This window comes from Arthrobacter sp. PL16 (genome assembly GCF_035985055.1).
Lineage (GTDB): Bacteria > Actinomycetota > Actinomycetes > Actinomycetales > Micrococcaceae > Arthrobacter_D > Arthrobacter_D cheniae.
In genome coordinates, this window is sequence record NZ_JAXCIC010000003.1 from 1 (window position 1) to 21,002 (window position 21,002).

Below are 21,002 nucleotides of genomic sequence, written 5' to 3' on the forward strand. Positions count from 1 at the left end.
ACGACGTCACATTCACCGCAGGAAACGCAAAACCGCCCGCCTTCGCACGATCAATCATCTCGGCATAAACATCAGGGCTGGCAATAGGCATACTGGGGACTCCTTAGTGGTGGTGAGTGCTTTGCTCCTCATCCTAGCGAGCGGACCTCCCGGACGCAGGGGACGTCGGTGCTCATGACGACGGCGCACGCCGGCGGTCTTCGATCAGGCGCCGACGGCCTTCGATCAGGCGTGCTGGCCGAACACGTGCCGCCGCACCCAGCCGTGCATCGCGATGGCAGCGGCAGCCGAGGCGTTGATGGAGCGCGTCGAGCCGAACTGAGCGATCGAGAGGGTCGCCTCGGCCGCCTCGTGCACCTCGGGCGTGAGGCCGGGTCCCTCCTGCCCGAACACCAGCACGCACTTCTCGGGCAGCTCGAAGGTCTCGAGGGGTACGGAATCGGGGAAGTTGTCGATCCCGATCACGGCCAGGCCCTCAGCTGCGGCCCAGGCGGTGAAGTCGGCGACGGTGGGGTGGTGACGCACGTGCTGGTAGCGGTCGGTGACCATGGCGCCGCGCCGGTTCCACCGCCGTCGCCCGATGATGTGGACCTCCCTCGCCAGGAAGGCGTTCGCCGTCCGCACCACGGAGCCGATATTGAGGTCGTGCTGCCAGTTCTCGATGGCCACGTGGAAACCGTGGCGCCGTTCGTCGAGGTCCGCGACGATCGCCTCGTGCGTCCAGTAGCGGTAGGCATCGACGACGTTCCGGGTGTCACCGGAGGCCAGCAAGCCCCGGTCCCAGTGATCGCCGTCGGGCCACTCACCCTCCCAGGGTCCGACGCCGACGGCGGGTGTCCCGGGCGCCTCGTCCGGCGCTGCGGCGTCGACGGGTTCCGACAGTGTTTCTCTCACGGTCCCAGCGTAGTCGGCGGCAAAGATGCAAGACTGGCCCACGTAGGTCAGCTCCACCCTCTGAAAGGACATCCATGCGCGAGAACGAACACATCGAGTGCTGGCTCACCGACATGGACGGCGTGCTGGTGCACGAGAATCAGGCCATTCCGGGCGCAGCCGAGCTGATCGAACGGTGGGTGGCCACGTCGAAGCGATTCCTCGTCCTGACCAACAATTCGATCTACACGCCGCGAGACCTCGCCGCGCGCCTGAAGGCGTCCGGGCTGGAGATCCCGGAGGAGAACCTGTGGACATCGGCGCTGGCCACGGCGCAGTTCCTCCGTGACCAGCTGCCGGGAGGCCGCGCCTACGTCATCGGCGAGGCAGGGCTCACGACGGCGCTGCACGAGGCCGGCTTCGTCCTCACGGACACGAATCCCGACTACGTGGTGCTGGGCGAGACCCGCACCTACTCGTTCGAGGCGATCACCAAGGCTGTCCGCCTGATCCTCGAAGGAGCGCGCTTCATCGCGACCAACCCGGACGTCACCGGCCCCTCGAAGGAGGGCCCCCTTCCCGCGACGGGGGCGATCGCCGCCATGATCACTGCGGCGACGAGCCGTGACCCCTACATCGTCGGCAAACCCAACCCCATGATGTTCCGCTCGGCGATGAACCAGATCGACGCGCATTCGGAGACCACAGCCATGATCGGCGACCGCATGGACACCGACATCATCGCGGGCATGGAGGCCGGATTGCACACGGTCCTGGTGCTCAGCGGCATCACCCAGGCGGAGGACATCGATGCCTACCCGTTCCGCCCGGCGCAGATCTGCAACTCGGTGGCGGACCTGATCGATCAGGTGTGAGCCGACCGGTCCGGGCCTAGAAGTAGCGTTTCCAGCCGCCGCCCCGCGGTACCGGGACGAACTCGCGCTGGACCGTCGCCACGACGTCCTGATATATCCCCGGATTCCACTGCGGACTCGCATGGGCAGGCAACGCACCGTCCGTCACGTAGTCGACGGGGACCATGTTGTCGGGCAGTTCCCGCGCCCAGCCGGAACGCGCCCTCGCATAGTCGACGACGCCGTCGTTCGCGTTCCCGGCGAAGACCACCCTCGTATCGCCGAGCGACAGCCGGAAGCGGGTGACGTCGAAGTGGTAGATGTACGAGGATTCCGACTGGATGAGTTCGCTGCTCGGCGCCAACGGCGAGAGTTGCTCGAGCGTCTGATCGACGACCTGGCTCCACGTCCGCTCGTTCTTGTGGACTATCCGTTCACCGAGTTCGTAGGTGCCGCGAACGCTGATCGGCACGCGCACGCCGGCCTCGTACAGCAGCACGACGCCATCGAACATCCGCTGGTCCAGCACGTCGTAACGGCTGGACGGGGACGAGTCGAGCAGGACCAGCTCCACGGGGATGCCGCGGTCACGGAGGCGGGCAGCCACCTCGACCGCGACCATGCCGCCGAAGCTGTGGCCGTAGAAGTACAGCTTCTCGAGCCGGAAGTTGTCCACGTAGCGGTTCATCGTGGCGACGACGTTGTTGATGTCGAGGCCACGGTTCGAGTAGCCCATGACGGCCATCTGCGCACGCTTCGACAGAGCCGGACGCAGCGAGTTGAGAATCCATAGCCCCTCCTCCCAACTGGTCTTGTACCCGGGAAAGAGCACCCAGCGGTCGTTGGGGAACCGGGCGCGGGCGTCGTCGTCATCGAGCGGCAGGATCCGCGTCTGCTCGCGCTGTGACTGGATGACGCGCGTGAAAGCGAGGTCCGTGGTCACCACTGCCGCAGCCGCCGAGCCGATCAGGAAGGACCGGCGGGAGGATTCGCGGAACTCCAGCGCCCGCTGCAGTGTTCGGGCGTCATCGTTCGCCACGCGTCGTTTCGTCCTGCCTGCCCTGCGCTGCGTGCCCGTCAGTCGAGGCCCAGCTCATCCTTGCCGAAGGCGAAGAGGTACGGCACCCCGGCTTCGGACTCGATGCGCTCCTTCGACCCGGTGCTGCGGTCGACGATGACCGCGACGGCCTGGACATCGCCGCCTGCGCGGCGCACGCCCTCGACTGCGGTCAGCGCGGAGCCACCCGTGGTCGAGGTGTCCTCGAGCACGACGACGGGGCGTCCCGAGACGTCCGGCCCCTCGACCTGGCGGCCCATCCCATGGGTTTTCTGCGTCTTGCGGACCACGAAGGCGTCGATGGGGCGTCCAGCCCCGGACGCCGCATGCATGACCGCGGTCCCGACGGGGTCGGCACCCATCGTCAGACCGCCGGCCGCCTCGAAGGCGATACCGGCGTCGTCGAGCAGTTGCAGCATGACGCGTCCCACGAGCACGGAGGCCTCGTGGTGGAGCGTGATGCGGCGGAGGTCGATGTAGTAGTCCGCCTCTACGCCGCTGGAGAGCGTGACGCGCTCGTGCACCACGGCGAGTTCCTTGATGAGCTCGAGGAGCCGGGAGCGGTCGGTGGTCTGCGCGGAGGTCTCGGCGGTCATGCGACCAGCTTAGTAGGGGCGGCAGGGATGCCCGATCCCACAGGGCTGGAGCTGATCAGGCCTGTTCGTGGCAAGAGCCGGGCCCACACACAAGTGCGGGCCCGGCTCTCCTCACGCTGTGGATTTCCTCCGGCTAGTAGCGCAGGGCCCGCAGGTAGTTGTAGCCCACTTCCGCGGTCTGCAGGGGCGTCACGTCCGGCTGATCGTTCTCGACGATGTACTCCTTCGGCTTGTGCGCTTCGAAGATTCGGCCGAAGTCGATCTTTCCGGTACCGAGATCCGCGAAACCGCCGGCAGTGTCACGGTCCTTCACGTGGTACTGCAGGACCTTCTGCGGCGCCTGCTGGATGGTGTCGATGGCGAACTGGATCGGATCCGCCGCGCCGACGCCGACACCGCCGGTCACCGCCCAGTAGAGGTCCACCTCGAGGTGGACGAGCGTCGGGTCGAGCCGGGTCGTGAAGATCTCCCATGGCGTGAGACCGTCCTCGAGGACCGTGGTGAACTCGTGGGCGTGGTTGTGGTAGCCGTACTTCAGGCCGGCATCGCTCGCAGCAGCGGCCTCCACATTCATCTGGTCGGCCCAGAGGCGCCAGTCGTCGCCCTTGGTCGAGGCGAGGTAGGGCACGTTCATGTAGGTCTGGCCCAGGACGGCCGCGTTGGCGATCTTGGTTTGCAGGGCCGCCGGGGTGGCGCTGATCCCGTCGTGGCTGGACGAGGGGGTGATACCCAACGAGTCGAGGGTGGACCGCATCGACTCGGCGGTGCGACCGTACAAACCGGCGAGCTCGACCTTCGTGTAGCCGTAGTCGGCAAGCTTCTGGAACGTGCTGTCCACCCCCGCACCGGACATGATCGAGCGCAGCGTATAGAGCTGGATGCTGATGAGGCCGGGCGGAACCCGCTGCCCGGCAGCCTTGCCGACCGGGGCCGCCATGGCAGCGGTTCCGCCGACACCGGCGAGCCCAGCACCTACGCCTGCCGCGACGGCTCCCCGGAGGAAGTTACGCCGATCGAATCCCTTCTGCTCGAGTGATTGGCGGAGGGCACCTTTGGCATCGAATCCGAAGCACATGTGTTTTGCCTTTCTGGCGAGAATACTGTCGGGACCGTCGTTGGTCCCGGACAGCATGTGGAGCTGCAACGCAGCGGTCATGAGGGAATACGTACGACTCAAGCTGTGGAGACCTGCTTCGGCCATCCTCGACGATCGTGCGCGATGGTCAACGACAGCTTCGTCGTCGGTATCGCGGTTGATCGACCCTGAGCCGACAAGACGGGGTGTCTATAGCGCGGTGTTGCGTTTCTTGTTGCACGAATGGACATTGGCATACGGCTTGGTTGCACTGCGAGCGGGCCCCAGCGTGCCGCCCGCCCCTACCTTCTACGTCCTCCGCGGCAACCCCGCGTTTTTTCAGTATTGGGCGAGACCAGATCCGTGTCTCGAGGCTAGGGCGGGCTTTTGCTGTCTGTCAAGCAAAAGTAGCCAGTTGGCCGCAAAAAGCTCCGGAGAATCTGCTATCCATCAGGAGAGACCGAGGACCATGGCATCAATGCGATGCGGGGACATCGCGTGATGAATAGCAAGCATGCTCGCGCCGAGTACCCCCGCATTCGGCCCTGAACTGGATTGGACGATCTGGAGATGCTGAGTCGCCAGCGGAATGGTCCGTGAGTAGACCATTTCCCGGATACCCGCGATGAACTGCTCCCCGGTCAGCGCCATGGAGCCGCCGATGACGATGACGGAAGGGTTGATGAGACTGACACAGGCGGACAGCACCTCGCCTACGTCCCTCCCCGCCTGGCGCACCGCGTGGATGGCTCCTGTGCTGCCTTCCCCCACCAACCGGACAACGTCCTCACCGGTGCTCGCCTCCAGTCCCAGACCACGTAGCTTGGACGCCACAGCCGGCCCCGAGGCAACTGCTTCAAGGCAGTCCTGGTTCCCGCAGTGACAGGGGACCCCGGTGCCGCCATGCACGCGGATGTGCCCTATATCGCCGGCTACGCCGTCCGCTCCCCGCTGCAACATGCCGCTGGAGACGATGCCCGCGCCGATTCCCGTGGCAACCTTCACGAAGACGAGGTTGTCGACCTTCGGCCAGGCGACATTGCGCTCGCCGAGCGCCATGATGTTGACGTCATTGTCCACCAGTACCGGAACGTGAAAATGGCGCTGTAGGTACCCTGGAACGTCGTAGCCGTTCCAGCCGGGCATGATGGGCGGGTTGATCGGCCTGCCGGTACGGTGTTCCACCGGGCCGGGCACCCCTATCCCGATAGCCAAGAGGTCAGTCAGAACTCGACCGGAGTCTATGAGGAGCTTGCTGCCGAGTTCGACAACGGCTTGAAGCACTACATCCGGACCCTGAGTGATCTCGATGGAGCGCGCACTCTGTTGAAGAATATGCCCCGTGAGGTCGGTGACCGCTACCTGCAAATGGGATGCGCCGATGTCGACACCGAGAACTACCTTGCTTCCAGCCTTGAGCGCGATCCGAGAAGAAGGACGGCCGCCGGTGGACACGGCGTCATTGACGAAGCCCACGAGTCCCAGTTCCATGAGCGCCTCGATGCGAAGGGTGACCGTCGACCGTGCGAGCCCCATCTGCTCGGCGAGTTCGGATCTGGTCCGGGGCCGGCCGTCTCTGAGGATCTGGAACAACTCGCTTGCTCCAGAAGAGGCAAGACCGTCGAAGCTACTTATGTCAGTCACCGTGCAATTAGAGCATATGGATCGACGAAACCGACGACAGTTTTCACAGTCAACAGCGGGAGCGAACTTCGCGGGATCTCGTGCTAATTGCCTCACTCGCGATGGCGGGGGCGCTTCGAAGTAAGAGCGGTGCGGACTTCACATAAGCCCTTCAAGTGTCGACTGAACTGCTCATCGCCGATCCCTAGATATGGCGGTCCGGATGCGGACATCCGTTGTTCGTCGCTATTAGCCGTGTTAGGTTCGTTGTGATCGGCGTCTCACGGGTGACCATGGTGTTCTTCACCAGCTCAGGCGATCAGCCCGCCAGAGACGCGGCATCACTTCAAGGAGGAAGTTTTGATCGAGGTCTCACACTTGCACCCTTTGTTCGCGCGAAGGGGTCGAGCTCCTGCATTTCACATCAGGGTTCCTCGAGGGTGACCCGCGCGTGATCCGGACTGATGTCGGCGAAGGTGAAGTCGACTGGACACCGATCCTTCGGACCGCACGGCTCCGAGCAGCATTTCGCGGTGGATCAGGAGTGCGCCCCTCACCACCTCCGCATCCGTCGAGGACAGCTCCAGCTCCCTGACCTGCACCTCCCGACCGTTCAGCCCTCGGGAGCCGCCCACGTGCCAACCGATGTCCTCTACGCCAGCCGGAGGACCCATCCCAATGCTCCCGACCATGTCTCGAACACTCGTGCGCCAAGCTCCACAGCACATTGAAAGGAAACTGACGTGGCTACAGCAGCCAAAGCGGTACGAAGCGCAACCATGAGCGCAGGTCCGACCTCCCACGACTACGGCAAGACGGGTATCTGGCTCATCGGCGCACGGGGCTCCGTGGCGACGACGGCCACGATGGGACTCGCTGCTATATCAGCCGGCTTCGCTGACGCCACCGGATGCGTCACGGAACAGGCGGTGTTCGACGGGGTCGATCTTCCTCGGTTCGCCGACTTCGTGGTGGGCGGCCATGACATCAGTGATGTCTCGATGGCGAAGCGCGCCGAGGCACTCGTCGAATCGGGCATGCTACCCCTACACCTCTTCGAGTCCGTCCGATCCCAGCTCGTGGAAGCCGACCAGCGCGTTCGGCCCGGTTACGATCCTCGGCAGGAATCAGAATCACAAGCTGAGGCAGCGCGTCGCCTCGCCTCGGACATCTCCGACTTCAGAATCTCCCACGGCCTGAACCGTGTCATCGTCCTCGATGTGGCCTCCACCGAAGCGCCCGTGGAAACCCTCCCTGAATTCACGGACATCGATATGCTCCTGGCCGCGTTGGAAGACCCGTCACGCTCTGTTCTGCCTCCTAGCTCCATCAGCGCCTACGCCGCCGTCCTGGCCGGCTCGCCCTACGTCTGTTTCACTCCCTCCACCGCTCTTAATGTGCCTGCACTGTACGAACTTGCCGTCGGCTCAGGAGTTCCGACCGCGGGGCAGGACGGCAAGACGGGACAAACCTGGCTGCGTTCCGTCGTGGCACCGGCCCTATCCGCGCGCGGGCTCCGCGTCCTGTCCTGGGCGGGAACCAACCTGCTCGGCGGTGGTGATGGCGCCACCCTCGCGGACCCGCGAGCAGTTTCGGGGAAACTTCAGTCCAAGAACCGCGGACTACGGGAGTTGACCGGAGGTGCCGCCACCCCACTGCACATCGACAACGTCCAGGATCTGGGCGAGACGAAAGTCGCGTGGGACCACATCAACATCGAAGGTTTCCTCGGTTCCCGTCTCACCCTCCAGACAACCTGGACAGCCTTCGACTCGATGCTCGCCGCTCCTATGGTGCTCGACCTCTCGCGGCTGATGGCCCTCGCCCACGTCTCCGGCGAGAAGGGCCATGTAAGCGCTCTCGGGTTCTTCTTCAAGGATCCGTGGGGAAGTAATGAGCACTCCTTCTCCCGCCAGACCGACATCCTCGTGGAATGGGCGCAGACCATGAGCTCATCGACGGCAGCCGGCACGGGAATCGTCGATCAGCAATGAGCCACGTCAACGATTATCTTGAACTGGTCCGGGCCCCGGCCATTCTCACCGTCTTCGGCGACACCCTCGCGGGTGGGTCCGCGGCCGGGCACATGCTCAGCGGTCGCCGGATCGCACTCCCTCTTGCGAGTGCCTGCCTCTATGCGGGCGGCATGGCGCTGAACGACTACTCCGACCGCGGCACCGATGCGGACGAGCGCCCGGAACGGCCGATTCCGTCCGGGAGGATCAGCGCCCGTGCCGCCCTCTGTGCGGCCTCGACCCTCACCCTTGCCGGGCTCGCTCTCAGCGCCACCGGTGGAGGCAGGCGGGCGTTCGCACTGGCAATCCCTCTCGCCACCTCGATCTGGACCTACGACCTCCTGGCGAAGAACTACGCAGTGCCCGGCGCGATCACTATGGGGACGTGCCGCGCCCTCGACGTCCTCATGGGCGCCGGCTTCGGGCACCTACGCCCCGCACTCGCCGCCGCAGGCATCATGGGAGGACACACGATTGCCGTCACCCTCCTGTCGCGCGGTGAAGTCGAAGGAACAACGACGGTCATAGCTTCCAGCGCCGCTGCCAGCACCGGGCTCCTTGCCGGAGCAGTCGTAGCCGGCACCCTCGGACCCCGCAGTCGAACGCTTGCCGTACTTGCGGCGGCGGCCACCTACGCGGCGCGGTGCATGCCGGCCCAGGCCCGCGCTGCACGAGAACCGGTGGCTGGCAACGCACTCGAGGCAACGAAGGCAGGAATTCGGGCGATGGTCCCCCTGCAGGCAGCACTCACGCTTCGCCATGGGAATGTTGCCGCTGGAGTAGTGATTGCCTCCATCGATCTGGTCGGTAAGATTCTGCGGTCCCGTCCCAGAGGCTCAAGGATAAGCGAGTCATGACGGTATCAGCCCTCACCTCGACGTCGACGATGCCCTTCAGCCTTGGGTACGGCACCAACGGATTCGCCGACCATCCCCTGCCTGTGGCGCTTGGACTGATAGCCGAGCAGGGATACGACGCCGTGGCACTGACTCTGGGCCACCCACACCTGGACCCTTACGCCGAGGACCTGGGCGACCAGTTGCAGTCATTACGACGCCTGCTCGACGAACTGGGGCTTCGTGTCGTGATCGAGACAGGCACTCGATTCCTGCTCGATCCCCGCCACAAGCACCGGCCTGCACTGGTGGATGACGAGGCAACAACCCGCGTGGTATTCCTCCGCCGTGCTATCGACATCGCAGCAGCCCTGCAGGCAGAATGCGTGTCCTTCTTCTCCGGCGTTCTGCCGGAGGGAACCACCGCGGAAGTGGGGTGGCAGCGGCTCACCTCACGCGTCGCGGAGATCGTCGAATACGCCCGCGACAAGGAGGTTCTCCTCGCCGTCGAACCTGAACCAGGCATGGTGGTGGAAACGGTTTCCGACGTGCTGCGTCTTCGGGCGGAACTGGGGAATCCTCGCAACCTGCGGGTGACGGTGGACATCGGGCACTGTGTCGTGGTCGAGCCGGACGGTGTGCGTGGCGCCCTTCTCTTGGCAGGCCCTCTACTGGCCAACGTGCAACTGGACGATATGCGGCCCCATGCCCACGAACACCTCCCGTTCGGCGAAGGAGATGTGGACCTGCCCCTGGCACTCGCTACCCTGGCCGAATTGGACTACCGCGGCGTGGCCGCTGTAGAGCTACCTCGACACTCGTACGACGCTCCGGGACTGGCGGCACGGAGCATTCATGCCCTTCGCGCCGGCTGGCACGACGCAGGGAGGATCGGGGAGAACGGACGGTGGCTGCAGGAGAGCGCGACGGCGATCGCCACAGGAACCGGCACCCTTTCCACGATTTTCACCTTGGCCCGTCGCCACGTCGGCCGCGGTCCGATACGTCCGGATAACGATCCGACCGGTGTTCTCTTCGGCACCGCATGTGACCACCTGAGGGGCCAGTTGATCGGTCGACTGGGGGATGTCCTCCCGCTAGATGAACTGGCTCAGGCCTTGCTGACGCTCTATGGCGACGGCGACTCAGCGGAACGCCGTGGGGTACTCAGGGGATTAGGAGCGTTGTCCACAGGCTCGCAGGAACTTCCCGACGCCGTCGTGTCCGTAGGCCTGCGCCTGACGAACGAGGCCCTACGGACCAATGAAAGCGGTGTCGTTGCTGCTGCCGTCGGTCCGTTCGCGGCCACCTATCTGGACCAGCACAGCTGGCGCCATGCCGTTCTGAAGCTGGTCTTCATGGGAATCAGTCTCCAGGCCGTCGCCCATCTTACGGAACGGGCCGACGACGAACTCGCCCGGATGGCGAGCGACTTCGCCGCCGAACGCACCGCCGCAGGGAGACCTGTCCCGGATGACGTCCAGCTGATCCTGCAAGCCTCCTCCAGCTACTCGACTTCGTCCTAAGGGAAGCCACCTATGCGCCTCTTCGACCCGCACATCCACATGACAAGCCGCACCACCGATGACTACGCAGCCATGTACGCCAGTGGGGTGCGTGCCCTTGTGGAGCCTGCTTTCTGGTCGGGGCAGCCCCGCACCAACGTGGGTTCCTTCATCGACTACTTCGACTCACTACTGGGTTGGGAGAGGTTTCGTGCCGCCCAGTTCGGTATTCGGCATCACGCCACGATCGCCCTCAACCCCAAGGAGGCGAACGATCCCAGGTGCGTTCCCATTCTGGAAGAGTTGCCCCGCTACCTCATCAAGGAAGGCGTCGTTGCCGTTGGTGAGATCGGCTACGACTCCATGACTGCCGCCGAGGACGAGGCATTCAGCCGGCAGTTGGAACTCGCTCTCGAGTTCTCACTGCCGGTGATGGTGCACACCCCGCACAGGGAGAAGCTCGCCGGCACCTACCGCACCCTCGACGTCGTGCGCGAGTCGGGAGTCGCTCCCGGGATGGTCGTCGTCGACCACCTGAACGAGACGAATGTGGAACTGGTGAAGAACGCGGGAGCCTGGATGGGATTTTCCATCTACCCGGACACGAAGATGGACGAGCAGCGCATGGTTGCCATCCTCGCCCGGTACGGGACCGAAAGGGTGCTGGTCAACTCCGCTGCTGACTGGGGCAGGTCCGACCCGCTGAAGACCTTCAGTACCGCCAATGCCATGCTCGCGGCCGGCTTCACGAGCGACGACGTCGACCAGGTCCTGTGGCGCAACCCTGTGGAGTTCTATGGACAAAGCGGACAGCTGATCCTCGGTCCGATTCCGGGGTTCGATGAGGCTGGGCCGCTGGACGCTACGGCGGGTTTCGAGGGCAATTCGATTCTCAGGGGTGCTCGCGCCTGATGCTGCTCTCCTACTGCACCAACGTCCATCCAGCCGAGGACCTCGACGGCGTGATCCGGCAACTCCACGAGTACTCGGGGCCGATCCGCCGCACCGCAGGCCTGGACACTCTCGGCGTCGGACTGTGGCTACCTGCCGAACTGGCCGCCCAGCTGGCCGGCAGCGCCGAGGACCGGGCCGCTCTCCACGATGTCCTCAGCGCTGAAGGCCTGCAGCTACACACCATCAACGCATTCCCCTTCGGCGGCTTCCACAACGAGGTGGTCAAACTCGAGGTCTATAAACCCACCTGGGCGGAGCGCGAGCGGCTGGACTACACCCTGGACTGCGCCGAGGTGCTCGCGGCGTTGCTGCCGGAGGACACCGCCGGTTCGATCTCCACCCTGCCTCTTGCGTGGCGTGAGCCCTGGACGCGGCAGGACGACGATGACGCCACTGCCGCATTCGCCGAGCTCAGCTCTCGATTGCGGGATCTCCGCGAGCGCACGGGGAGAACTGTCCGCGTCGCCGTCGAACCGGAGCCGGGGTGTGTCCTGGACACGGTCGCTGACGTCGTCGGGTGGCTGGGAGATCGAATCCACCGGGGTATCGATCCCGAATTCATAGGGCTGTGCGTGGACACCTGCCACCTCGCCGTCTCCTTCGCAGACCCTGCCGACGCCGTGAAGGAGATCGACGCGGCAGGCCTGCGGGTAGTGAAGGTGCAGGCCTCAGCCGCCCTGCACGTCACCGACCCCTCCGATCCGGCAGCCCGGGAGGCTCTGGAGGGATTCGTCGAGCCGCGTTATCTCCACCAGGTGCGGGAGCTGCAGCCCACCGGTGTCCTGGCTGCCGACGATCTCCCGGAAGCACTCACCGACCTGCCGGGGGAGAATGCGTGGCGGGTCCACTTCCATGTCCCACTCCACCACGTGCCGTCCGCCCCACTGAGAACCACCGTGGACGTGCTGGTGCGGACCGTGGCCGAGGTCGGCCAGTTGCCCTATGGGCCTGAGGTACACCTTGACATCGAGACCTATACCTGGAGCGTGCTGCCCGGCGCGTCGGTGGGTATCGCTGACGGGATTGCAGCTGAGATCGCGTGGGCAGGGTCGAACCTGTCTCCTACCCAGCCGTCACTCCAGAACTGTTGATGCCGCGCACCACTGACAGCCCGATGCAAGGAAAACCGTGAAACCCGTACTGCTGTTGAACGTCGTCGGCCTGACTGCCAAGGCACTGAGCCGGATGCCTCGTCTCTCCCGGCTGGCCGCACAGGGATGGTCCTCGGAACTGGCCACCGTGCTGCCTGCCGTGACCTGCACCGTCCAGTCCACGATGCTGACCGGCCTGGCCCCGGCGCAGCACGGGATCGTGGGAAACGGGTGGTACTTCAGGGAACTCGGGGATATTTCCTTCTGGCGTCAGCACAACAGGCTCCTCAGCGGTGAGAAGATCTGGGAGACCGCCCGCCGGCAGGATCCGACATACCGTGCTGGAAACATCTGTTGGTGGTACGCCATGGGAATGTCCACCGATCTGACGGTGACACCCCGACCCATCTATCATGCGGACGGCCGCAAGTCTCCCGATGCCTACGTGCGCCCGGCGGAACTGCACGACGAGCTGGTGGCCCACTACGGCGACTTCCCGCTCTTCCAGTACTGGGGTCCTACGGCGTCCATCGCGTCGAGTCAATGGATCGTCAACTCCACCAGGCACGTCATGCGCACACAGGCACCAGAGCTACTGATGGCCTACCTGCCGCACCTGGACTACGACCTGCAACGGTTCGGGCCCGACTCGCCGCAGGCTGCCCATGCAGCTGCCGAGCTCGACAGCGCGCTCGCACCCCTGCTGGACGACGCCGAGGCGCAGAACCACACGGTGATCGCGGTGGCCGAGTACGGGATCGAAGAAGCACACACCCCGGTGGACATCAATCGTGTTCTGCGGCGGGAGGGGTTGCTCGAGGTCTACGTCCAGGGCGGCAGGGAACAACTCGATCCGTGGACCTCCCGCGCCTTTGCTGTCGCCGACCACCAGGTAGCCCACGTCTATGTGTCGGATCCAGCTCACCTCAAGCGGGTCGCCGCTATTCTTCGCGGCATCGACGGCGTGGACGAGGTCCTCGACCGGGAGGCACAGGCACGCCACGGCCTCGATCATGAAAGGTCCGGGGAACTCATCGTCATCGCCGAGCCCGGCGCCTGGTTCACCTACTACTTCTGGCTCGACGATGATCGTGCGCCGGAATACGCGCGAGGCGTTGATATCCACCGCAAGCCCGGCTACGACCCCGCTGAGTTGTTCTTCAATCCAGCGGACAGGTTGGCGAAGGCAAAAGCAGGAATGAATCTGGCCAAGAAAAAAATGGGCCTGCGATACGCCATGAGCACGGTCCCCCTTGATCCGACATGTGTACGCGGAACTCACGGACGACTACCTGAGTCCCCGGACGGCAGGCCACTGATCATCGGTTCGGATCATCGAGTCCCCCCTCTGGTGGAGGCCCTCCTCGGCAGCGGTCGGCAGGTCCCTGCCGCCGCTGTGAAGGGCCTTGTGCTCCAGACACAGGGATTTGAGGTATAGCGCGAACATTCGACCGTGCATCGGATTGATGAGTACGGCGGACCCACCCCTCCTCGTGTGTTTTAGATAATCGCGCAACAAAAGTCTGTGGCAGTGCAAAGGGGACTAGGCCCTTTAAAGCCGGGGGTCGTTTCCTGCTGCCCAAATATCTGAGGCGTAATTGAAGCACTTTGTTTTGTCAGACCACTAGCTAATTAAGTGACCTTCTACTAGCGTTTCAGGTGACTCGAGTCCGGCTGGTCCGGGTCCTCAATGACGAGAAAAGAGTGGATGATGACAGTCAATCGACACGAGGTAGCGAAAGCTCCGGTGCGCCGCAGCAGAGCCACCAGCTTTTCAGAGAGACGCTCAGTCCGAGTAGGCGCCGGGCTGGCGATGGCAGCACTCATGGCAACGTCCTTTGCCGTCACCCCGGCGGTGGCCGAGCCCAGCGCCCCGGCGGAAGCCGCGCCGGCGGACACGAGCTTCCAGAAAGTAACACTCAACGACGGTCCGGGCGAGCCTGTGGATCTCGCGGTACTTCCCAACGAGAATGTTCTGCACACCACACGTGGTGGCGAGGTCTGGCTCAACGATGCAAAGACCGGACTCAATAGCCTTGCCGCAACACTCGATGTCTATCAGCATGACGAAGAGGGCCTGCAGAGCGTCGCGCTCGACCCCGAATTCGGGACCAAGGGCAACAATTGGGTCTACCTGTACTACTCACCGCCACAGGACACTCCGGTCGATGACCCCTCGACCACAGGGGTCAACGAGGGTGATGCACCTACCACGGGCACGGCGGCGGACTTCGAGAAGTTCAAGGGTTCCCTCACTCTTTCCCGCTTCAAGTTCGACGGCACCACCATCGACCTCGCCAGCGAGCAGGAGATCCTCGAGGTTCCCGTGGACCGGGGCATCTGCTGCCATGTCGGCGGTGACATCGTCTTCGACGCCCAGGGCGATCTCTACCTCTCGACCGGTGATGACACCAATCCGTTCTCGTCGGGCGGTTTCACGCCCCTTGATGAACGTCCGAACAGCAACCCGGCATTCGATGCCCAGCGAACCTCCAGCAATACCAATGACTTGCGCGGCAAGGTGCTACGCATCACCCCGAAGGACGGTGGCGGCTACACCGTCCCCGAGGGCAATCTCTTCGAGCCGGGTACAGCGCAGACCCGACCTGAGATCTACGTGATGGGTTTGCGCAATCCATTCCGCATCGAACTGAGCAAGAGCACGGGCGAACTCTTCATTGCTGACTACTCACCCGATGCCAGGACGGCGGATCCCCTCCGTGGACCCTCCGGCACAGGAAAATGGGCTGTTGTCACCGAACCGTCCAACTATGGCTGGCCCTACTGCGCTACCGCAGAACTGCCGTACAACGACTACGACTTCGCCACCTCCACCTCCGGTAAGGCCTTCGACTGCGCGGCACCCGTGAATGAGTCGCCGAACAACACCGGGCTTCGCGAGCTGCCTCCGGTAGCCCAACCAGAAGTCTGGTACAGCTACGGCGCCTCGTCCGAATTCCCTCAGCTCGAAACCGGCGGAATCGGCCCCATGGCCGGCCCAGCCTACGAATTCGACACGAAGGCAACGAGTGGTCAGGCACCCGTCGCCTGGCCTGCCTACTACGACGGTAAATCCTTCCTGTACGAGTGGACCCGCGACTACATCAAGGCCATGACCGTCGACAACGGCGACCTCGCCTCGATCGAGAACGTGGCCCGCTCCTTGGTCGTCGATAATCCCATCGATATGGAATTCGGGCCCAACGGCGCCCTCTACGTCCTTGAATACGGTGACGGCTACTTCGGAGAGAACCCCGATGCGCAGCTGTCCCGCATCGACCACATCGGCGTGAATGGGAACCACAGCCCCGTGGCTGCAGCCTCCGGCACACCGACTGTGGGAGCTTCACCGCTTACCGTCCAGTTCTCGAGCGAAGGCACCACCGACGCGGACGGCGACAAGCTCCGCTACGAGTGGGATTTCAACTCCGATGGCGTCGTGGACTCCGAGGAAGCCAACCCCACCTGGACGTACGAGGAGAACGGAACCTCCACGGCGAGCCTGAAGGTCACCGATCTCGGTGGCAAGCACCGCGGTCGCCACTCCTCCGTCGAGGTGCCGATCGAAGTGGGAAACCAGGCCCCGGTCGTCGAGTTCATCAGTCCCGTCGCGAGCCAGGGCTTCGAATTCGGCGATACCGTCACCTTCGATGTCCGAGTGACGGATGACCAGCCTGTTGACTGCTCGAAGGTCCAGGTGACCTACATCCTGGGTCACCACACCCACGGCCATCCGCAAACCACAACCAGTGGTTGCACGGGTACCATCACCACCACCGTGCCCGAGGGCCACGACCCCGCTGTCGATGATCTCTCCGCCGTCTTCAGCGCAACCTACACCGACGCGGGCGATCAGGCATCAGCTCCGTTGACCGGAACCGCTGAGGTGGTACTCACGGCGACCAACTGATGCGCGACGATCAGCAGGGTGACTAGGCCCTGAAGATCCTCCGCCCAGGGGAAAATAGCAGGCCCTGCTTCAGCTCAGGCTGAAGCAGGGCCTGCTTCGTGCTCTCAGGCCGTCTGCGCCGGCACTGGAATCTCGTTATGGACGGCTTCTACGACGGCGGTACGCAGGCGCAGGAATCCGGCAGGGTCACGGATGAGCGGCTCGAAGGCCAATTCGGCAGCGCCGACCAGAATCGAATCATCCCCTAGGGGCGCGAGCTCGATGGACACATTCTCGCGCGGCCCCCGGGTCGCCGTCGTGCTCAACGCCTCGCTGAGGGCACCAGGGGCGGCCCGGACGAGAATCCTCAGAAAACCACCCAGGACGACCATCGAGGGATTGAGGAGGTTGACCACACTCTTCAGCCCGACAGCCAACACCTGGACCTGCCGGTCGATGACTTCCCGCAGATCAGAGGACTGAACCTGATCCTGGAGGCGCTCCATGATGACTTCTTCGAGGTTCTCCGTCTCGCCGTGAGGAAGATCCACTGCGGCGATCAGCTCTTCGCGGGTGATCTCGGCTTCGAGGCATCCATTGGATCCGCAGGTACACCGCACCCCTCCCGTACGGACGTGCGTGTGGCCCAACTGCCCAGCGAAACCGGTGGAACCGTGGATGAGGCGCCCGCCACTGATCACTCCACCGCCGATGCCGCTGGCGCCGCCGTAGAGATAGATAAGATCGGACACACCGCAACCGGCGCCGAAGGTTGCCTGCGCTCGTGCGCCCGCTACGGCGTCATTCGCTGCAAGCACGGGAAGCTTCAGCGCCTCACTGAGCCTGGCCGCAAGAGGCTCGTCTCGCCAGCCCAGGTGCGGTGCATCGATGACGGTTCCGCCGACGGGATCCACCAAGCCAGGGATCGCAAGACCGACTCCGACAACCCGTTGATGTGCGGGAAGCGAGGTCCGCATGCCCGCGTAGATTGCGGACACGATATTCACCACCTCAGCGGCCGACGGAGCGCGCACGGTGTGAAAGCGAACGGCGTTGACGATATGCCCGCCGAGCGAGACAAGGGCGACCGTGACCACATCGACATCGGGGTTCACGGCCAAGGCCAACGCGCCGGGACTCGGCTGGATCATTATGCTCGGGCGGCCGTACTGCTGCGCCTGGTCCAGGTCGCTTTCTACAACGAGACCCAGCTGAACGAGCTCCGCAACGAGCGCTGCGATCGTCGAGCGGTTGAGCCCGGTCGCCCGGGTGAGTTGCGAGCGGGACACTCCCGATAAGGAATGTACGAGCCCGAGAACGGTGGAGAGATTGTGCTGGCGGGTGGAATCCCGATTATTGCCGAGGTTCGTACCCGTAAGAATTCGCCGACTGCGCTCGGGCGGTAAGGATGTCATCTCGCAGAACCCTCACGTGCAGCAGATTCGCTACTTCGCCCTGAGGCCGAAGCGCTGAGGGAGGATGTGGCCGCAGGCATCACGTCTTCCCTTCTACCCGGGTTCAGATCCTTCCGAGCAGATTGCCTTGGAGCAGGATCAGTTCCTTCATGATAACGGCAGAGGAGGCGCCAAAAGATGTCGGGGATCAACCGGGTGCGACTGATGTTGGACTGTTTCGGGACAGAGCCGCATTCGTGCGGGGCTCGCATGCAGGACCTCAGGCATTACGTCAGCCTGCAGGGGCCTTACTGCGGGACGGGCCTCCTCCTCGACCGTCGTCATGGCCGAGGAGGAGGAGCCGCAGGACCAGCATGATCGGATAAGTCCCGTATCCGGGCGCATCATGTCCGCGAATGCGATCAGCGAGGGGATTGGCGTGAACACACGTACTGAGACAGCGCGCAGTTTCGCGTTCGTGAAGAACTGTCGAAGAGCACCATCGACCAGGTCGAAGTCCGTAGCGCCGCTCAGCTCCTGGTGCAAGCCGTTGGAGTTCAAGTCCCCGCCACCCGCGTCGTCGTCCCTTCCTCGGGAATTTCTGGCAGCCGTCCCGGCGGCGGCCTGTAACTTGACCTAGCTCTTCATTCGGCGCGGACCGCGGGCTGCGAAGCGCTGCTGCAGCAGAACGGCGCCGACGAGGATCAGGCCCCTGGCCAGCGCCTGGATGGAGGTATCCAGGTTGTTCTGGGTGAAGACGTTGACCAGGGTGCTGAAGATCAGCACGCCGAGGACGGTGCCCATGATCGTGCCGCGCCCACCGATGAGCAGCGTCCCACCGACCACGACGGCAGCGATCACGTCGAGTTCGAGGAGCAGGCCATGGGTGGACGTACCGGCCGTGGTGCGGCCGAGGAACATGACGCCGCCGATGCCGGAGGTGAGGCCTGCGAGGACGTACAGGTAGACCAGGTGGCGCTTCACCTTGATGCCCGCCAGGCGCGATGCTTCGAGGTTTCCACCGATGGCGATGGTACGGCGCCCGAACGTGGTGCGGTTCAGGAGGAACCAACCTGCGGCTGCGACGATCACGAAGATCCAGATGAGGATGGGGATGCCCAGGAGCTCGGAGCGCATGACCTGCAGGAAGTCCCTGTTGGAGACGATCTGGGTGCTGCGGCCGGAGATCAGCTCCGCGAGACCTCGTGCTCCCACGAGCATTGCCAATGTGGCGATGAACGCGACGACGTTGCCGTACGCGATCAACACTCCATTGATCAGTCCAGCACCTGCGCCGACGGCGAGCGCCACGATGACCATGAGGATCCAGGACGACTGGGTTGCTGCCAGTTGCACGCTCGTGAGGCTGGCGACCACTGTCGTCAGGCCGATGACCGAGCCCACGGATAGATCGATGCCGCCGGCCGTGATGACGAAGGTGACGCCGATGCTCACCACGCCGATGATCGATGCGTAGCGCAGGATGGTCAGCATGTTCTCGACGTTGAGGAAACGGTCTCCGCTGGTGACCCCACCTACCACGATGAGCAGTGCGAGTGCGATGATCAAGCCCAGGTTCCGCCCCGAAGAGCCCCTCAGGGCGCTTCGGACGGGGTTGGACTTGTGGCTGCTGGGCTCGTCCGTCGCGTCGGTACGCGGTTCAGCCGCCTTGGTTTTCTGCTCGCTCACGCGGCACTTCCCTTCATGACGAGGTCGAGCACGCCGTGCTCGTCGATATCGCTTGCGTTGGTTTGGGTGAGGACCTTGCCGTCGTCGATGACCAGTACCTTGTCGGCAAGGCCGAGTACTTCCTCGATCTCGCTCGAGACCACGATGATGGCTGTACCATCCGCGGCGAGCTTCCGGATGAGCGCGTAGATTTCAGCCCGCGCGCCGACGTCGACCCCGCGGGTGGGTTCGTCCAGCAGAAGCACTGGTGTCCCGTGGACGAGCCAGCGGGCGAGGAGGATCTTCTGCTGGTTGCCGCCGGACAGCGTTCGGGCCGGCCGGTCAGGATCAGCCGGGCGCAGCTCCAGTGCTGTGATCTGCCCCCGTGCTGCATCGCGCTCCGCACGCTCGTTGAGATAGCCGCCACGGGCGAAGCGTTCGAACGTCGACAGCGTGACGTTCTTGAAGATCGGTTCGTCGAGGATGAGTCCCTGGCTCTTGCGCTCTTCCGGCGAGAGGCCGATTCCTGCGTTGACTGCTGAATTCACCGAACCCGCCCGGAGGGGCTTGCCGTTGACCCGGACCCTTCCGGCGGACGCCTTGCGGGCTCCGTAGATGGTCTCGAGGATCTCGGACCTCTTGGAGCCCACGAGTCCGGCGAAGCCGAGGATCTCTCCCGCCCGGACGGTGAAATTCACCCTCTCGAAGTGTCCGTCGAGCTCCAGGTCCTCGACCTCGAGGACGACGGGTGCGTCCACCGGGATGGGGGTGCGTACCGGGAAGACGTTCTCGACGTCCCTGCCCGTCATCAGCCGAATGAGCTGCTCCCTGGGCGTATCCGTCACGCTGAGCCCGTTTGCCGTGCTGCGGCCGTCCTTGATCACGGAGATGCGGTCCCCGATTTGCCGGATCTCCTCGAGCCTGTGCGAGATGTAGACCACGGCGATCCCCTGCGCCGTGAGCTCACGGACCACACGGAAGAGGTTCGCGACTTCCCCGGAGTCCAGGATGGCGCTCGGTTCGTCCATGATGATCATCTTCGTGTCACGCGACAGGGCACGGGCCATGCTCACGATCTGCTTGTTCGCCGCCGACAGCGTACCGACCTCGGTGGAGGGCGGAAGGTCGCCATGTCCGAGCCGTTTCAGCAGCGCGCGGGCCAGGGAATTCGTCTTCTTGACCTGCAGCACTCCACCGCTGGAGCGTTCGTGCCCCAGGAAGATGTTCTCGGCGACGGACAGCCCGTCGACGACGTCGAGCTCCTGGTACATGGTGGCGATGCCAAGATCGAGCGCCGAGGTTGGACCGGCGAGGGATATCTCCTTGCCTTCCCAGCGGATCTCCCCGCTATCGGGCTGATGGACGCCGGAGAGGGTCTTGATAAGGGTGGATTTTCCTGCGCCGTTCTGCCCCATGACGCAATGGACTTCCCCCGGAAGAACCTGCAGGTCTACGCCTTTCAGTGCCTGGACACCAGCAAATTGCTTGGTGATTCCCCGAACTTCGAGCAACGGCCGCGGCTGATCATCTTCGAACATGTGACTAAGCTAACACATTATGTCGACTATCGGC

16 protein-coding genes are annotated in these 21,002 nt (G+C 64.0%); 8 read left to right on the forward strand and 8 right to left on the reverse strand.

Annotated features, from left to right (window positions below; genetic code table 11):
• Positions 1-225 precede the first annotated feature (225 nt).
• On the reverse strand, positions 226-894 hold the full coding sequence (locus RCH21_RS07195) for a TrmH family RNA methyltransferase (protein ID WP_442784683.1): 669 nt from the start codon (positions 892-894) through the stop codon (positions 226-228).
• A 74-nt stretch (positions 895-968) separates the two neighbouring features.
• Between RCH21_RS07195 and RCH21_RS07200 the strand changes: the two genes are divergently transcribed.
• Entirely contained in the window at positions 969-1,748 is a 780-nt protein-coding gene (locus RCH21_RS07200) for an HAD-IIA family hydrolase (RefSeq protein WP_326963803.1), read from the forward strand.
• A gap of 16 nt (positions 1,749-1,764) precedes the next feature.
• On the opposite strand, the gene RCH21_RS07205 is transcribed toward RCH21_RS07200, so the two are convergent.
• The 4 genes from RCH21_RS07205 to RCH21_RS07220 all read right to left on the reverse strand — a co-directional run bounded on the left by RCH21_RS07205 (position 1,765) and on the right by RCH21_RS07220 (position 6,090).
• A complete protein-coding gene (locus RCH21_RS07205; RefSeq protein ID WP_326963804.1) occupies positions 1,765-2,766 on the reverse strand; it encodes a thioesterase domain-containing protein in 1,002 nt (333 codons plus the stop codon).
• 38 nt (positions 2,767-2,804) lie between these two features.
• The gene (pyrE, locus tag RCH21_RS07210; protein ID WP_120148616.1) at positions 2,805-3,380 is read right to left on the reverse strand and encodes an orotate phosphoribosyltransferase; all 576 of its coding nucleotides are present in this window, start codon (positions 3,378-3,380) and stop codon (positions 2,805-2,807) included.
• 133 nt (positions 3,381-3,513) lie between these two features.
• On the reverse strand, positions 3,514-4,536 hold the full coding sequence (locus RCH21_RS07215; RefSeq protein WP_326963805.1) for a sugar phosphate isomerase/epimerase family protein: 1,023 nt from the start codon (positions 4,534-4,536) through the stop codon (positions 3,514-3,516).
• A gap of 369 nt (positions 4,537-4,905) precedes the next feature.
• Positions 4,906-6,090, reverse strand: a complete 1,185-nt coding sequence (locus RCH21_RS07220; protein WP_442784690.1) for an ROK family protein — start codon at positions 6,088-6,090, stop codon at positions 4,906-4,908.
• A 731-nt stretch (positions 6,091-6,821) separates the two neighbouring features.
• Here RCH21_RS07220 and RCH21_RS07225 point away from each other — a divergent pair.
• From RCH21_RS07225 to RCH21_RS07255, 7 genes are all read left to right on the forward strand, one after another.
• Positions 6,822-8,072 carry an inositol-3-phosphate synthase gene (locus RCH21_RS07225; RefSeq protein WP_326963807.1) on the forward strand — a complete coding sequence of 417 codons (1,251 nt, stop codon included), beginning with the start codon at positions 6,822-6,824 and terminating at the stop codon, positions 8,070-8,072.
• Positions 8,069-8,950 (forward strand): SCO3242 family prenyltransferase, encoded by an 882-nt coding sequence (locus tag RCH21_RS07230; protein ID WP_326963808.1) that lies wholly within the window; start codon positions 8,069-8,071, stop codon positions 8,948-8,950. The genes RCH21_RS07225 and RCH21_RS07230 overlap by 4 nt, the downstream gene beginning before the upstream one ends.
• Positions 8,947-10,455: an EboA domain-containing protein gene (locus tag RCH21_RS07235; protein ID WP_326963809.1), complete on the forward strand. Its 1,509-nt coding sequence runs from the start codon at positions 8,947-8,949 to the stop codon at positions 10,453-10,455. The genes RCH21_RS07230 and RCH21_RS07235 overlap by 4 nt, the downstream gene beginning before the upstream one ends.
• A gap of 12 nt (positions 10,456-10,467) precedes the next feature.
• Complete coding sequence (locus tag RCH21_RS07240) at positions 10,468-11,346, forward strand: TatD family hydrolase (RefSeq protein ID WP_326963810.1); 879 nt, start codon at positions 10,468-10,470, stop codon at positions 11,344-11,346.
• Positions 11,346-12,479, forward strand: coding sequence for a metabolite traffic protein EboE (gene eboE / locus RCH21_RS07245; RefSeq protein ID WP_326963811.1), 1,134 nt, complete (start codon positions 11,346-11,348; stop codon positions 12,477-12,479). Before RCH21_RS07240 ends, eboE begins: the two co-directional genes overlap by 1 nt.
• Positions 12,480-12,516: 37 nt before the next feature.
• On the forward strand, positions 12,517-13,917 hold the full coding sequence (locus tag RCH21_RS07250; protein WP_326963812.1) for an alkaline phosphatase family protein: 1,401 nt from the start codon (positions 12,517-12,519) through the stop codon (positions 13,915-13,917).
• 387 nt (positions 13,918-14,304) lie between these two features.
• Complete coding sequence (locus RCH21_RS07255) at positions 14,305-16,389, forward strand: PQQ-dependent sugar dehydrogenase (protein ID WP_326963813.1); 2,085 nt, start codon at positions 14,305-14,307, stop codon at positions 16,387-16,389.
• Between the two features lie 104 nt (positions 16,390-16,493).
• Here the strand turns inward: RCH21_RS07255 and RCH21_RS07260 are convergent, their stop codons facing one another.
• From RCH21_RS07260 to RCH21_RS07270, 3 genes are all read right to left on the reverse strand, one after another.
• Complete coding sequence (locus RCH21_RS07260; protein ID WP_326963814.1) at positions 16,494-17,783, reverse strand: ROK family transcriptional regulator; 1,290 nt, start codon at positions 17,781-17,783, stop codon at positions 16,494-16,496.
• Between the two features lie 615 nt (positions 17,784-18,398).
• A complete protein-coding gene (locus tag RCH21_RS07265; RefSeq protein WP_120148624.1) occupies positions 18,399-19,451 on the reverse strand; it encodes an ABC transporter permease in 1,053 nt (350 codons plus the stop codon).
• Positions 19,448-20,968: a sugar ABC transporter ATP-binding protein gene (locus RCH21_RS07270; protein WP_326963815.1), complete on the reverse strand. Its 1,521-nt coding sequence runs from the start codon at positions 20,966-20,968 to the stop codon at positions 19,448-19,450. The genes RCH21_RS07265 and RCH21_RS07270 overlap by 4 nt, the downstream gene beginning before the upstream one ends.
• Positions 20,969-21,002: the final 34 nt, after the last annotated feature.